This window comes from Pseudomonas nunensis, assembly GCF_024296925.1.
In the GTDB taxonomy this organism is placed as follows: Bacteria; Pseudomonadota; Gammaproteobacteria; order Pseudomonadales; family Pseudomonadaceae; genus Aquipseudomonas; species Aquipseudomonas nunensis.
The window spans coordinates 3283667-3298740 of sequence record NZ_CP101125.1 but is presented as its reverse complement, the minus strand read 5'-3'; the positions used below and the strand labels follow the sequence as shown (position 1 = coordinate 3298740).

At 59.5% G+C, this 15074-nt stretch carries 13 protein-coding genes; 2 read left to right on the top strand and 11 right to left on the bottom strand.

From position 1 onward, the window contains the following. Positions 1-13: 13 nt before the first annotated feature. The 11 genes from tssI to tssB form a co-directional block, all read right to left on the bottom strand. Positions 14-2023, bottom strand: coding sequence for a type VI secretion system tip protein VgrG (gene tssI, locus NK667_RS14020; protein ID WP_054615128.1), 2010 nt, complete (start codon positions 2021-2023; stop codon positions 14-16). Positions 2024-2089: 66 nt separating this feature from the next. Next, positions 2090-2782 (bottom strand): hypothetical protein, encoded by a 693-nt coding sequence (locus NK667_RS14015; RefSeq protein WP_054615127.1) that lies wholly within the window; start codon positions 2780-2782, stop codon positions 2090-2092. A 107-nt stretch (positions 2783-2889) separates the two neighbouring features. Then, positions 2890-3630 (bottom strand): hypothetical protein, encoded by a 741-nt coding sequence (locus tag NK667_RS14010; protein WP_054615126.1) that lies wholly within the window; start codon positions 3628-3630, stop codon positions 2890-2892. Positions 3631-3737: 107 nt separating this feature from the next. Next, on the bottom strand, positions 3738-4409 hold the full coding sequence (locus tag NK667_RS14005; RefSeq protein ID WP_054615125.1) for a hypothetical protein: 672 nt from the start codon (positions 4407-4409) through the stop codon (positions 3738-3740). A gap of 33 nt (positions 4410-4442) precedes the next feature. After that, positions 4443-6986, bottom strand: coding sequence for a type VI secretion system ATPase TssH (gene tssH / locus NK667_RS14000; protein ID WP_054615124.1), 2544 nt, complete (start codon positions 6984-6986; stop codon positions 4443-4445). 2 nt (positions 6987-6988) lie between these two features. Beyond that, complete coding sequence (gene tssG, locus NK667_RS13995) at positions 6989-8014, bottom strand: type VI secretion system baseplate subunit TssG (protein WP_054615123.1); 1026 nt, start codon at positions 8012-8014, stop codon at positions 6989-6991. Further along, on the bottom strand, positions 7978-9771 hold the full coding sequence (gene tssF / locus NK667_RS13990) for a type VI secretion system baseplate subunit TssF (RefSeq protein ID WP_054615122.1): 1794 nt from the start codon (positions 9769-9771) through the stop codon (positions 7978-7980). The genes tssG and tssF overlap by 37 nt, the downstream gene beginning before the upstream one ends. Next, complete coding sequence (tssE, locus tag NK667_RS13985) at positions 9755-10198, bottom strand: type VI secretion system baseplate subunit TssE (protein ID WP_054615121.1); 444 nt, start codon at positions 10196-10198, stop codon at positions 9755-9757. Before tssE ends, tssF begins: the two co-directional genes overlap by 17 nt. Positions 10199-10213: 15 nt before the next feature. Beyond that, entirely contained in the window at positions 10214-10711 is a 498-nt protein-coding gene (locus tag NK667_RS13980) for an Hcp family type VI secretion system effector (RefSeq protein WP_054615120.1), read from the bottom strand. Positions 10712-10946: 235 nt separating this feature from the next. Further along, positions 10947-12428 (bottom strand): type VI secretion system contractile sheath large subunit, encoded by a 1482-nt coding sequence (gene tssC / locus NK667_RS13975; RefSeq protein WP_054615119.1) that lies wholly within the window; start codon positions 12426-12428, stop codon positions 10947-10949. A gap of 28 nt (positions 12429-12456) precedes the next feature. Then, complete coding sequence (gene tssB, locus NK667_RS13970) at positions 12457-13005, bottom strand: type VI secretion system contractile sheath small subunit (RefSeq protein ID WP_054615118.1); 549 nt, start codon at positions 13003-13005, stop codon at positions 12457-12459. Positions 13006-13231: 226 nt separating this feature from the next. Between tssB and NK667_RS13965 the strand changes: the two genes are divergently transcribed. Continuing rightward, the gene (locus tag NK667_RS13965) at positions 13232-13681 is read left to right on the top strand and encodes a type VI secretion protein (protein WP_177331435.1); all 450 of its coding nucleotides are present in this window, start codon (positions 13232-13234) and stop codon (positions 13679-13681) included. A 56-nt stretch (positions 13682-13737) separates the two neighbouring features. Further along, positions 13738-15069, top strand: coding sequence for a type VI secretion system baseplate subunit TssK (gene tssK, locus NK667_RS13960; RefSeq protein ID WP_054615116.1), 1332 nt, complete (start codon positions 13738-13740; stop codon positions 15067-15069). The last annotated feature ends 5 nt before the right edge of the window (positions 15070-15074 follow it).

Here is a 15074-nt window from a genome sequence, read left to right as displayed (position 1 = left end):
GTCGTAAACCTCCTCAGTTGACCTTCACCAACCCGCCCTTGATGGTCAGCATGCCGCCGCCGTCCACGGTCTGCTCGGCACCGCCCTTGTTCATCAAGCTGACACCAGCGTCGTTGGTCAGCGTGGTGCCGGCCTTGTTGGTCAGTGAAGTGCCGGCGGTATTGCTCATGGATGTGCCGGCCTTTTGCGTGACTGACGTACTGGCCTCCGCCGCCAAATCGGCGCCACTCTTAATGCTGAAGCTACCGCCACTTTGCAGGGTCAGCGTGCCGGATACCTTGATCGTCAGGTTGCCGTCCACCGTCAGGCTGTAATTACCGGTGACCTTATGCTCATAGTTGCCGCCGGTGCTGTGGGTCTGATCAGCGCCGACGGTCACCGTGCGGCTGTCCTTCACATCGAGCGTGTCGCTGCCGGTCTGGATCGTCACGCTGCGTTTGCCTTTCTCAAGCGTCACCGTCTCGTCACCTTCCTTCACCGTGCGCGTGCGCGCGTTTTGCACGGTCAGGGTTTCGTCGTGGCCAACCGTGGCAGTGGTGTCGTTGAGCACGTTGATCTTGAAATCCTTCTGCGCCTGCAAGAACACCTCTTCGGCATCCTTCTTGTCCTCGAAACGCAATTCGTTGAACCCGCCACCGCCCTTGGACGACTGGGTCTTGATCCCGGACTGGGTCTGATTCGCCGGCAGCGCGTAGGGCAGGGCGTTGTCGCCGTTGTAGACGCAACCGGTCACCAGCGGCCGATCGGGGTCGCCATCGATAAAGGTCACGATCACTTCCTGACCGATACGCGGGATGAACTGCATGCCGAACCCCTTGCCGCTCCAGGGCAACACCACCCGCACCCAGCAGGAACTGGTTTCGTCATTCTTGCCGTCGCGGTCCCAAGGGAACTGCAACTTGATCCGGCCGTATTCATCGGTCCAGATCTCTTCGCCGGACTTGCCGACGACGATCGCGGTTTGTGTATGCATTCGCGGTTTGGGCGTGGTCCGCGCCGGACGAAACGGCGTGGCTTTGGGGATCGCTTCAAAGCGATTTCTATAGTTTTCGTGACTGGCTTCGTGGGTGACCGCCGTCACCACCCAATCGATATTCAGGCTCGCATCATCGTGCCCCGCAAGGGTGAACCAATGCCCCGGCACCAGCCAGCGGCAGTCACTTTCACCGACAAAACGTTTCTCCTGACTGCGCAACCCGTCGACCCGCTGCTTGGTCAACGCATCGCCGCGCGCCTTGGCGTTATAGCCTCCCGGATGCTCGTACATCGACAGCGGCCCGGCGACGGCTTCGGCCTGGCCGTAGAGCGAAGTCGTCGGCGTGGTGAACTCGTAATCCGTCGCGCGATACACCCCGGCCACCGCTTGCATGCAGACCTGGCCGGAGCGAATGCCATGCAACTCACGCTCGCCCAATTGCTGGCCGAGATAGGTGACTGTTGGCCCGTTGGGGATCGGCACAAACGCGTCGTTACTGTCCCCCAGCACCAGTGTGTGCTTGCCGGCCTCGTGGGTGAAAAACCAGAAAATCCCTTCTTCCTCCAGCAGGCGCGAGACGAAGGCGAAATCGGTTTCGCCGTACTGCACGCAGTATTCGCGCGGGGTGTAACTGCCGGTGAGTTTGAGCAGGAAATCGGTGAAGCCGTGGGCCTTGAAAATCGTGGTGACGATGTCCGACGTACTGAGGTTCTGGAACACGCGGTTGTTGCTGGCCAGTGTCAGCCACCAGAGCCACGGCCTTAGCACCAGTTGATAACGTTCGGCGGTGGCGTCGGCCGGGAGTTGGCGGATTTCGGCGACCAGCGCGTCGAACGGACGGAGCAGGGCGTCGTTGTGCAAAGTGGTGGTGACGTGGGTGGCGACAGCGGTGGTCAGGATGAGGGAGGCGCCGTCGTTAAGGCCGTTGAGGGTTTGCGAACCGAGTGAGTTGAGGGCTTCCTCGCCAGACAGTGATTCAGGGTAAAGCGCCGACAGCGAAGTGGCGGTGATGGAGAGGGTGGTGTTGCTGTCGGTGGTGCGGGGCATGTAGCAGCCTCAATGGGTGTCAACTTCACAAGTGACTGAAATAATTGTGTCTATTGATCTTCTTTTTTACATGGGCCACTCGTATTTATCAGCTTTCGACTCCGTGTGACCGTCGTACAGTGTTTTAAGTGAGAAACAGGTCTTGATAAGAGACGCATCTATGGATTTGAACCCGAAGCAAGAAACCTTTTGGGGAGCCTTGAGTTTTCCCTTGGAGTTCACTTCGCACAGGCTTTTTGATGCCGTCGAGAATTTTACAGCGTCGTTGATATCTTTGAGTGTGGTGATGAATTCCGCAACAGTGAACACATTGTTGCCGCGCTTCAACCAGTCATCAATAGTATATTCGCCCTGCCACGCCTGAAGTAATTCGATCTGGCAGGATGCGTCGGTACTTTTGATGCCTATGAACGTATGAGCTTTGCCGAGGTGAATTCGAAAAACGCCACTGGGTTGTTGGGTCAGTACATGCTCAATGTGATCGATTGGAACTCCGCCAGGTGTATATTTGGCTCCCGTCAACTCAAGGAAATAATTAGCCAGCTCGCCACAGTTGCCGGCGGTTGTCGCCAGAAATCTCGTCTCGGCGGCGGTTTTTTCTCCTGCTGTCAGATTGTTATAATCTATGGTGGACTGGGGCAGCGTAAAGTCTTTTCCATTCTGGGTGCACCATTGCACCAGAACGGGGTATTTTCCAAGATAAGTGATTTCATTGAAGTTCTGTTTCTTCATTTCAGTGCCCCAGTGACCTAATGGCATTGAATACGCTCCTGTAATTAGAAAGCACGCATTACTCGATGATCCTTTGCCATGTCATACACGTTGTTTACTGGAAAATAAAAAAAGAAGTTTTATAGGAGTTTATTTTAAGTCACGACCAACCATCCTATGTGGCTGACATTACTGGACTCCTCCCATTTGAGCCCCTTTACAAAGAGTTGAACGGGTTTGGTCAGTCCGAGGTTCAAACTGCCTTCTAAATAGTTGAGCAGTTTCTCGAGATTTGCGCCTCTGGGTGTCGCTGTAACCGGCGCGGTGCCGGGCGTCACCACGTCATAATGCTTGTCAATCCGATCACCGATACTCGAATTGGTCTGGGCAAAACCGACGTACAAATTATCTGTCGATTTGTCAAACTCAAGTAGCATGCGGTTCACTTCCAGTGCGGCTTGTGGCTTGGTCTTTGCGGAAGCGAGGTGTTTCTGCAACAGTGCGACTTCCTGTGCTGCAACGCTGGCATAACCATTTCCGTAAAGCCCTTGCAGTAAAAGCTCAAGATGACCCCACGGAAGTGACTTGGGTGCAGGGTTGGTTTTCACCAGCTTCAAAAAGCTCTTTTCGACCGCCGAATAGGGGATTTTGTGGCACACCGCACAGTTGTTGGAGGATAAAAAATTTTTACTTTTCATTTGTTGTGCAATCTGATGGGAATTTCCTATCGAATGAGGGTCGTGGGCATCGAGCAACAATTGCTCGGCATCATTCAATGGAGTGTTGTTGATGATATCTTCAATGAGTACTTTCAGGACGCCAATGTTCAAGTGGGCTCCAGGACGTGCGCCGTCGGAAACAAAGGTGTCTGTTGTCGGATTATAGGTAATCCCCATGTTTTCTCCGTACTGAATCCGTGAGCTACAAAAAATGGCAGGTTGATCGGGCTTGCGGTTAAAAATATAAACACCCACTTTCATTGTTGCTGATAAATGGCATCTGCTTACTCTATAAAGCTCCCCAGCTTGTAGGGTATGTTTTTGGTGATCCAGATAGGGACACGCTCCATTTCGAAGTTGAAAATAGTGATGATGGCTGAGTTATAGATCTCCCAGTTCACTCCTCTTTTGACTGAAATGATTGCGTTGACTGTATTCTGTATCATGTTCATTTTCCGTAGTTTGTTTTCTTCTTCATCAAGGGTCATGCCGCTGCGATAGGTAGAGGCCGTTACGCGGAATTTTTCTGCGCCCGTTTCCGAGGGCAGTTCACCCATGCATTTGCCGTCGGAGTCATGAAAGAAACGCAGTTGGCCTGAAGTCGTCTCGTGGACCGAGAGAGCACAGCCATTCATAGGGTGTGTGACGACAAGGGTGCCATCCGGCTGGCCTTTGGGAACGTCGATAAACTCTGCACGCTTATCTCTGAAAGGCAGGAACCAATCGGTACCGGCTTCATTTCCAATTTCCAACTCGTATGCATTGGCCGCCGTAGTCTTTTTTAATATAAGAGAGCATTTTCCGCCGTTGCCGTCGTGTCCCGCCTTGTAGCTCATGAACACACCATAGGTTGTGAAAAACACCTCCGGACGTGCTCTGAGTAACGCGAGCGTCGCCAGCACAGGTACTGGCGATTCAGGCGGTTTGGGTTTGTTGCTCGATGGACTATTTCCCATTGCTATCTCCTCGGCGCTGTTGGTTAAAAAGCGTCACTCCAACACCCACTCCGCCAACTTCCCCGTCACCTGCGTCATCAACACATTCTCAACATCCCGCGCACCCGCCGCGCTGCACTTGGCCAACACCGCCTGCACAATTCCGGCATCAAATTCAAACTGTTTCCCTGTCGCCGCTTTATACCGACCACGCAATTTCTCCAACTTGGCCAACACAATTCCTTCCAGCGTCGCCTCATCCAGCGGCCGGTACGCGACCACCGTCATGCGCGCCAGAAACGCCGGTCTGAATGCTTGCAGCAACACCTTATGCAACGCTTCGTTAAACGCATCTGTGCCCAGTTGTGTTACTGGCGTATCCAGTAGCAACTCCGCCCCAACGTTACTGGTGGCGAGCATCACGGTGTTCTTGAAGTCCACCACCAACCCGGTGCCGTCCTCCATCACGCCTTTGTCGAAGACGTTGTAAAACGCCTCCAATACGTCCGGATGGGCTTTCTCTATTTCATCCAGCAACACCACCGAATACGGTTTTCGCCGCACGGCTTCGGTGAGCACGCCGCCGCTGCCATAACCGACATAACCGGGAGGGGCGCCTTTAAGTTGGCTGACGGTGTGGGCTTCCTGGTATTCGGAAAGGTTGATGCTGATCAGGTTGCGTTCGCCGCCGTACAACGCGTCGGCCAAGGCGTAGGCGGTTTCGGTTTTGCCCACGCCCGTGGGGCCGACCAGCAGGAACACGCCGACTGGTTTTTGCGGGTCGGTGAGGCCGGCGCGGTAGGCTTGCAAGCGCTGGGCGATGGTGCCGAGGGCGATGCTTTGGCCCATCACGCGCTGGCCCATGCGCTGGCCGAGGGTGCGCACGGCGTGGGCTTCGTCGGCGAGCATTTTGCCGACCGGGATGCCGGTCCAACCGGCGATGACGGCGGCGACGGTTTTGGTGTCGACCTGTTCTGGCACCAGCGGATCGTCCTGGCGAATCGCGTCGAGGCCTGCTTCAAGGCGCACCAGTTCGGCGGCCAGGTGATCGATGCGGCTGTCGATGTTTTCGTCAGGTTTATCGCTGTCGGCGCGTTCGCTGAGGGCGAGCAGTTCGCGGCGGGTTTCCAGTAATTCACGCACGGCGACCCGTTCTTCGTTCCAGCGGGTTTCCAGTTCGCGAATCGCCTGCACATTACTGATGGATTCGCTTTCCAGCAGGGTGATGCGTTCGCGGTGATCAAGCCCGGTGGCCTGTTCCCGGCGCAGGCGTTCGACTTCATCCTTGAGGCTGTTTTGTCGATGCCGCAAGCTTTCCAGCGGGGGCGGAACGTCATGCTGACCGAGGGCGACCCGGGCGCATGCGGTGTCGAGCACGCTGATGGCTTTGTCCGGTAACTGCCGACCGGAGATGTAGCGATGGGACAATTTCACCGCTTCATGAATCGCTGCATCCAGCACCTGCACACCGTGATGCTGTTCCAGTTTCGCCGCAACGCCACGGAGCATTTCCACGGCGGTGATTTCATCCGGCTCCTCGACTTGCACCAGTTGAAAACGTCTCGCCAATGCCGGGTCTTTCTCGAAGTATTTTTTGTACTCCAGCCACGTCGTCGCCGCCAGGGTGCGCAACTCCCCACGGGCCAGGGCCGGTTTCAGCAGATTGGCCGCGTCGCTGCCTCCTTCCGCGCCACCGGCTCCGATCAAGGTGTGGGCTTCGTCGATGAACAGGATGATTGGTTTTTCCGCGCTGCGCACCGCGTCGATCACACCTTTGAGACGCTGTTCGAATTCGCCTTTGACGCCAGCACCCGCCTGCAACAGCCCGAGGTCGAGCACCCGCAGGCTGACTTCCTGCAACGACGGCGGCACATCCCCGGCGGCGATGCGCAAGGCCAGACCTTCGACTACCGCAGTCTTGCCCACGCCTGGCGCGCCCACGAGAATCGGGTTGTTCTGCCGGCGGCGGAGGAGGATGTCGATGCACTGACGAATCTCACCGTCGCGCCCCACTATGGGATCGATGCGCCCGGCATGCGCATCGGCAGTCAGGTCCTGGGTGTATTGGTCCAGCACCGAATCCTGTTTCGGCGCTGATTGGCCCGGCGTGGCAGGACGGGTGCCACCGACGTGTTCCCGAGAACTTTCCGTCCATTCCAGCAAGTTGCTGCGCAGCGCTTCGCGAGGAATCTTCAACAGCGACGAAGCGCTGTTGAGCAACAGGCTGCGACGCTCATCGCGGTCGATCAACGCCAACAGCAGCAAGCCCGAACGAATGCTGTCCAGCCCCAATACGCTGGCCTGAACCACCGCATCTTCCAGCAGCCCGGTGGTGTGGGTCGACAACGCCGGCGTGCGCGTGCTGCCGGATTTGAACAGTTCCAGAGCCTTGTTGATTTCCACCGTCAGGGCATCGCGTTCCAGACCAAATCGCGGCAGCAGCCAGGCGAAGTCGCCGCCCTCGATGTCCAGCAACTCCAGCAACAGGTGTTCGATTTCGACGTAGTGATGACCCCGTTGCAGACAGCGTTGCGCGGCGCGTTCCAGGGCGCGGCGGTTGTCCGGGTTGAGGCGTCCGATCAGGCTGGCCAGTTCCATGTTCAGGTGATCTCCAGCTGACGAAGACGGGTTTCGATGCGTTGCACCGCGAGGCTGGTCTGACGTTGCAAACCGCCGTTCCAGCTCAGCAGCGGCGGCGCCTCGCGACCGAGTTTCATCGGGCCGGCGCCGCGCACCAGCAACACCAGCGTGCAATCCAGGTCCGGCCCGAAGTACAGAGCGCTGAGGCTGGCCAGTGCCGGGTGGGATTCGCCGTCCGGCAAAAACTTTGCAGCCTGGGCCGAGGACAACGGGCCGAGGGTCATTCTGAAACCCGCGTGTTCATCCCAGACCCGAGTGCCGGCCACTGCCGTGCGACCCAGTTGCAGATTGCGGCCGCCCGGGATCATGCGGCTGCGGCTGGCGGGCGGGATCTCGCGCCAGGCGCCTTCATAGGCGCTGAGTTCCACCGGCAGTTCGAAATGCTCGCGGACCACAGCGGCGAAACCGGCGAGTGAGCGGCGTCCGTCGGCGAACAACGCGCTACACGCCAACACCGCCGAGTCGGGCATGGCCCCGCGCTCCTGCAAGGCTTTGGGCAACAACCCGGTCAGCGCGCGCAATTGAGACTGAACCGGCGAGGCGCCGGGAACCGTAAAGCCAATGGCGATCCGGTGTTTACGCATCACCTTGTACAACAGGCTCAACAGACGATGCTGGAACAGGTCGAGGAATTCCGCCGGCGCATGGTCCTTGGCCCGAGCCCGTTGTTGCAGCCATTCCTGATAGGCGTAGGGCAGGGGCCCATCGGGGCCACCGAGGCCGAATACCGGTGTGCTGAGGACGGGTTGCTCGCCGTTCTGCTGGGTCAGGCTTTCGATTTCGCTGGCGGCGAACAGCGGCGTCAATGGCCCGCGCAGGCGAATGGCTTCCGCCTGGGGCGAAGTGCCGCTGCCCAGGGATTCGGCCTGCGGGTGTTCACGCTCCAGCAGCAACAGCGCTTGCAGCAGTTCAAACGCTTGCGGATCGCGGCGCAGCTTTTCACTTAGGTTCAGAGGGAAAGCGGCATGCCGGCTTGGGGTTGCCATGTTTTCACCTCCTTGTCTGACTGGACCAACACCGTGCGCACAAAGCGATTGGCCGTGGCATACAGGGAAAAGAACTGCGCCAGTACCGCCGAGAACAGCACCGCGCTGCTGCCGACAAAATGCTGTGAATCGAGTTGCAATTGCACCTCCAACCCATTGCGCCAACCGCGCCAGGCGTCTTCGCCCACATGGCCGATGACCCGCTCGCAACTCAGGCTCAACAGGCCTTCGATCTGCCGCAGGGCGCTGGCTTCATCGCGCAGGTTGTGCAGTTGCAGGATTTCCTTGAGGGCGTCCAACGCCTGGGGCCCTTCGGCCAGCGACAAATGATTGAGGGTCAGTTGCGACACCAGCCGCCAGCGCGATTCACCGTCCAGTCGCGGCAGACTCTGCGGGCTCGGCGGGTTGCGCAGACGTGCCCAGGCCACCGGACCCGGCCGCTCAAAACCCAACGGCGTCCCGGCGGGAAGGCTTTGCGCCAGGTGCCGATTGGTGCACAGCAGTTCGGCGGTGAGGCTGTATTCGATCCTGTCCGAGAGCGGGTCGAGTCGGGTGTCCACCAGGCTCATCAACAGGTCGGTGCCGAGGCGATTCGGGGTCATGCCGCTGACGCGTCGCGCATGCCAGTAGCACTGTTTGTCGCCGCCACCGTGCTGGCTGCCGTAATAGGCCGGCACCCGTTGCACGCCTTGGCGAGTGGTGGCGCGCACCGCGCGGATGCTGTGGATCTCGACACTGTTTTCGCGGTGACTGTCGGCCACCAGTCGATACTCGCTGCGGGTGCCGTCCGGGCGCAGTGGTTCGGAGGTGCGCGGGAACAGGTTGATCACCGGCGCACAACCGAGGGCGATGTCGCTGGCCTGAAGGTGCATGCGATTGGAGGGCGGACGGTCGAAGACGATGTACACAAATAGCGTCTGGCTGTCGCTGCTGGCGCCGGCCAGGGGCAGGTCGAAGAAGTTGAATTTGTCCGGGAAGGCAAAGTACTCGGCCAGCAGGCGCATACCCGGATGCACACCGTCTTCGTCCGGCAGCAAGACTTCATTGCTGGCAAACCCGACAATCTGCGGCAGCCCCGTCAACGCTTTCGGCACGCTGCCCGCCGGCCCGGCCAGCACCTTCACCGCGTGGGCGCCGAGCAGGTCATACAGGCAGGCGTTGATCACCGGAGAGGCGGCCAGATGGATGCGCAAATGCTGGATGTTCAGCTCCGACCATTGGCTTTCACCGAGGCAACGCAGGCTCAGGCGCAGCGCCGCGCGGGCCAGGGGAACGCCGGTCAAGGCCTGGGCTTCATCACTGCCCAGCAGCAAGGCTTCGTTGATTTCCACTGGCCACAGTTGAACCGCTGCACTGGTGCGAAAGTGGATGCTTTCGCCCTTGCTGGTGGTGACGAACAGCGGTGTGTCCCGGGGCAGGGGATAGCCGCCGGCGAGGTTGCCTTTGCTCGGGTCCGGCTGGAATTGCACGATCGCGCAGGACGGCAACGGGCGCATGGCCAACGGGTAAAGTTGCTCCAGCAGCGCATCGCTGAATTCGGCGTAGTCGTCGTCGAGTCGTCGTTGCAGGCGCGCCGCCAGCAGCGCAAAGCCTTCCAGCAGGCGCTCGACGTGTGGGTCGGGGCATTCGCCGGGGGACAGTTCCAGGCGTCGGGCGACCTTGGGATAACGTTCGGCGAAAATGCTCCCGGCATGTCGCAGCCAGGTCAGTTCCCGCTGGTAGTAGTCGAGCAGTTGCGGATCAATCGAGTCGCTCATGACGCACCTCAAGGCCATCGCCGACCTTCTCGATGACAAATGCCACGGGCCAGAGCTGCTGGCCGCTGCGCAACTCGCCGAGCAGGCGAATGCTCAGTTGCTGCGGATGGCCGGGGACTGGATTGACCTGAACCTCGCCCAGTTTCAGGCGCGGTTCGAAATGGATGATGGCCTCGCGCACTTCCCGCGCCAACTGACGACGGTCATCGCTGCGCTGCTGTTGCAGGGCGGTCCAGTCAGCGATGCCGTAGTCGAGAATGCTCGGCGGGGAGGTCAACGGACGTTGGCCACGTCGGGTGTTGAACAGGCGCAGCAACTCCGTTTGCACTGAGTCGAGCAAGCCCTGGCGATCGAACACTTGCACCGTGTCGGCGTCGCTTGAGGACAGTCGTTCGAACAGCGGAGGAAGAATGCCGGTGCCTGCCATGGCCGACGCGCCCGCTTACTTGACGAGCTTGTTGGCGGCCATGTCCCAGGTCGAGGCGGCTGTGCCTTCCTTGGTGCCATCGTCTTTCTGGGCGGTGAGTTCCCATTTGATCTTGGTGAAGTTCAGGGAAATGGTTTCCACCGGTTTGCCGCCCGTACCGCCGCTGACGCTGACGTTGGACAGCACCACGTTGGTCAGGGTGTAGATGATGAACGGCATCAGCTTGCCGCTGCCTTCGGCAGCGTTACGGCCGATGGTGATCTTGGCCTCCGGAATCGGTTTGCCGGCGCAGCAGTATTCGTTGAGGGACGGCGTGGAGCTGTCGACGAATTTGGTCAGGGTGAACTCGCCGATGTGCGGTTTGCCGGAGGTCCGTTCCGAGTTGCTGACGTCGTTGGTGACCTGCATCGCCACGTTGTGGCTGTAGGACATGACTTCGATTTTGTCCGCGTAGCCCTCGAGCAGGCTGTCACCTTTGATGTCGCCGCCGAGGTCGAGAATAATTGCATCCATCGCATGAAACTCCTGAAGAAATTCAAATTAGGCAAATGGGCTGTCGAGTCGAACGCTGAACCTGTTAAACCAGACAAAAAACCTGTAAGCCGAACACCGAACCTGTGGCGAGGGAGCTTGCTCCCGCTGGGGCGCGAAGCGGCCCTCTCTTCACCAAGAGCAGGGGACTGCTACGCAGTCCAGCGGGAGCAAGCTCCCTCGCCACAGGTTTCAGTAAGGCCACAGATTTCGGTGATCAGGCAGCTACCGGTGGCGGCAGGGTGGCGACCAGGCGGATCGATGCGGTCAGTTCTTCGAGCTGGAAGTGTGGCCGCAGGAACACCGTGGCCCGGTAGGCGCCGGGCTTGCCGGCGACTTCGGTCACGTCCACCCGGGCTTCACGTAACGGGTACTGCGCCTTGATCTCTTGCGGCGCGTTGTCGTTGATCAGCACGTAGTCGGCGATCCAGTTGTTGAGGTAGGTCTGCACGTTGTCGCGGGTCATGAAACTGCCGACCTTGTCGCGCATGATCACCTTCAGGTAATGCGCGAAACGCGACGCCGCGAGCACGTACGGCAACATCGCCGAAATCCGCGCGTTGGCGTTGGCTTCGTTGGTGTTGTAGAGCTTGGATTTGTTGGTGGTCTGGCCACCGAAGAACACCGCCACGTCGCTGTTTTTCTTGTGGCACAGAGCGATGAAGCCAAGGTCGTTGAGTTCTTTTTCCCGGCGATCGGTGATCGCTACTTCGGTCGGGCATTTGAGCGACAAGTCGCCGGAACTGGTGCGGAAGGTATGCGCTGGCAAGCCTTCGACCGCGCCACCGCCTTCAGCACCGCGAATCGCCGCGCACCAGCCGTACTTGGCGAAGGCTTCGGTGATGCGTTGCGACAAGGCCCAGGCAGCGTTGCCCCACAGGTATTTGCCGTGGTCGGTGCCGTTGACGTCTTCCACGTAGTTGATGCCTTCCACCGGCGAAGTTTCCGGGCCGTAGGGCAGGCGCAGCAGGAAGTGCGGCAGCACCAGCGACACGTAGCGCGAGTCTTCGCTTTCGCGGAAGGAGCGCCATTTGATCAGCTCCTGGCTCTCGAAGACTTTCGACAGATCACGCGGCACAGCCAGTTCGGTGAAGCTGTTCATGTCGAACAGGCGCGGGCTGGCGGCAGCAATGAATGGCGCGTGGGCCGCGGCGGCTACGTTCGAGAGTTTCTCCAGCAGGCCGATGTCCTGCGGGTGTCGGCCGAAGGTGTAGTCACCCACCAACAGGCTGAACGGGTGGCCGCCGAAGGTGCCGTATTCTTCTTCGTAGATCTTCTTGAACAGCGCGCTCTGGTCGAATTCGACGGCTTTTTCCAGGTCGTTTTGCAGCTCTTTCTGGGTCACGTTGAGCAGGCGCAGTTTCAGCCGGGAACTGGTCTCGGTGTTCTGCACCAGCAGGTGCAAGCCACGCCAGGACGCTTCGAGTTTCTGCATGTCCGGGTGGTGCAGCACTTCGTTGAGTTGCGCGCTGATCAGCTCGTCGATCTGGCTGATGCGGTCGTTGATCATCGCCACGGTGTCCTTGTCGATGGCCATGCCTTCGTCGAGTACCTGGGTGGCGAATTCCGCAAGCATGTCGCGGGCATAGTCCTGCTGGCTGTCGTCATGGGCCATGCGGCCTTCGGCGATGATCCGGTCTAACAGGGACAAACTTTCTGTGGTGCTTTCACTGGTTTTGGCGGCGGCTGAAGCGGGCATGGCGACTTCTCCCTAAGTGAATGAGTGATCAGGCTTGCGGTTCGGCCGGAGCTTCACTGTCGCCAGCGGCGGCAGGCGCAGCGGCTTCGGGACGCGCAGACTTGATCTCTTGCAGGCCCTCGGTATTGGCGATGACATCGCGCAGCAACTTGTCCAGATCATCGTTGCCGTCGAGCTTGGTCAACAGGTCGCGCAGACGCTGGCGGGCTTCGAACAGACGACGCAGCGGCGTGACTTGCTCGACCACTTTCACCGGATCGAAATCGTCGATGTGCTTGAAGTTGAGTTCGATGTTGAGCTTGCTCTCGTCGCCGGTGAGGGTGTTGGTGACCTGCAAGGTGGCGCGGGGGGCAATCGAGGCGAGGACTTCGTTGAAGTTGTCGCGATCGATCTCGGTGAAGCGCCGCTCGGTCAGCTTGGGCAGTGCGTTGAGAGGCTTGCCGGAAAGGTCGGCGAGAATGCCCACCACCAGTGGCAATTCTTTTTTCTCGATGGCGTTGCCGATTTCGACGTCGTAGGTGATTTGCACCCGGGGCGGGCGAACCCTGTCGAGCTTGTGCTGAGTACTTTCTGCCATGTTGAGTGACTCCGATGCATGAGCGGGCGCAATGCATCGGGAGGCCCGTTCATCGCTTTCCCTTGCTGGACCGTAGGTTAGAAAGGGTGGCAGATGGACCTGTCGTTCCTTTGACAAACCTTCCTCGTTCGCCGTGTGGGCCGAACTACCCAAGACGCTAGAACAGGTCTATAAAAAAGCAAGGGAAAACCTTTTTAGGACTGTCATGAGAAAAGGAAAATTCATTTTGGTTGCACGTTTTTTTGCCTGCGCCGTGTTTTTGTCCCTCGCCGGGTGTTCGCTTTTCGGGCCACGGGTGGACCTCGACAACCTGACCCTCGACGTCGCGCCGAGGGCCAACGACGACACTCCGATTGCCGTGGATTTCATCGCCGTGAACGACCCGGACCTGCTCAAGCAACTGTCGGGCATCACCGCCCGCCAGTGGTTCACCGAGCGCGAGCAGTACCAGCGCGACTACCGGCAACTGATGACGGTCTGGGGCCTGGAGCTGGTGCCGGGTCAATTCATCGACAAACAACCCTTCCCACTGGGGGGCAAGCGGGCGGCTGGACTTTTGGTCTTCGCCAGCTATAACACTCCCGGAGCCCACCGGTTGCGGCTGGATGACCAGAGCAATGCCTGGCTCAAGTTCGACAGTCGCGAGATGACGCTGGTGGGCGACAGCGCGAACTGAACACCTTGCAAGAACACCGCGTTGCGCGGCGAAACCATGACCTCGAAAGGAATCGTATGAGCCTGTTACCTGATGCGGTTTGCTGGCACGAGGGCATGCAGTTGTTGCCCCAGCATTTTCAGTTGCAAGGGCTGCGGGCCGAGGCGCTGGTCGCGCATTTTGCCCAGGCGTGTAATCCGTGGTTCTGGGGCGTGAGTCGCATCGAAGTCGACCCTGGCGCACTCAGTGCCGGGCTGGTGCGGCTGATCAATCTGCAAGCGACGATGCCCGATGGTTTGCCGGTCAATCTGCAGGCCGGAATCGGCCCGACCCTGGAGCTCGACGTCGGCGAAGCGATCAATGCCACCGACGACGCCACGGTCACGGTGTACCTCGCGATCAGCCCGTTGTGGCGCGCCGGGCAGTTGCTGCCGCTCAAGGGCCGGTTGCAATCGGTGGTCGGCGACGCGCTGCCGGATTTGACCAGCGGCGAGTACCCCGAATCGATCACCGTGTGGCGGCCAAATCCGCGTTTGTGCACGCAACTGAACAAGGCCGATTCCATCTGCCTGCCGCTGTTGAAAATCCGCAAAGAGGGCGGCGGCTTTATCCCGTTGCCGTATACACCACCCACGCCAATCCTGTTGCCGGAATCCGTGATCGGCCGGCGCGTCGCTGGTTTGTGTGCCCGGGCGCGAGAAAAATGCATGTTCCTCGGCGGCCGTTTGCGCCAGGCACAGCAGGCCGGCAATCAGGATGACGTGCTGGAAATCCGTCGCCAGTTGACCGCGCTGTGGGCTCGGCTGCCGGAAGTTGAAGGCGCGCTGGGCAGCCGCCAGGCCAATCCGCAAACCCTATATGGCGGGTTGCTCGGGCTGGCCGGAGCCTGGTCGGCGCTGGACCCGTTGGCCGGTGTTCCGCCGTTCGCTCCGCTGAATTTCCTGGAGCTGCAACGCGGCTATGAAGCAGTCCTCGACTGGCTTGAGAAAACCCTCGAATTGATCCGTGCCGGCTATCGCAGCCTGCCGTTTGCCCGCAGCGAACAGAGCTTCTCGATTCAACTGCCCGACGATCAACCGAGCCAACGCCTGGTGATCGGCTTGCGCATGCCCAACGGTGTCGGCGAGCAGGCGGCGAGCGAATGGCTGAGCGGCGCGATCATCGCCTCGCAGCCGCACATCCCGTTGCTTAGCCGCCAACGCATGAGCGGTTTGGCGCATCAAGCCATGAGCCGCAACGAGCAGGTGGCCTACAGCGTCGGCGACGATACGCGGTTGTTCGTGGTGACGGCCGAAGGCCAATGGTTCGACGGACAGTTGCCGTTGCTGATTGCCGCGCCGGCCTCCAAGCCTGCGAGCAGTCCATGGCAAGTGGTGTTGTTTGTGGCCCAGGCCAGTGAAAGTGCTTGATCAAG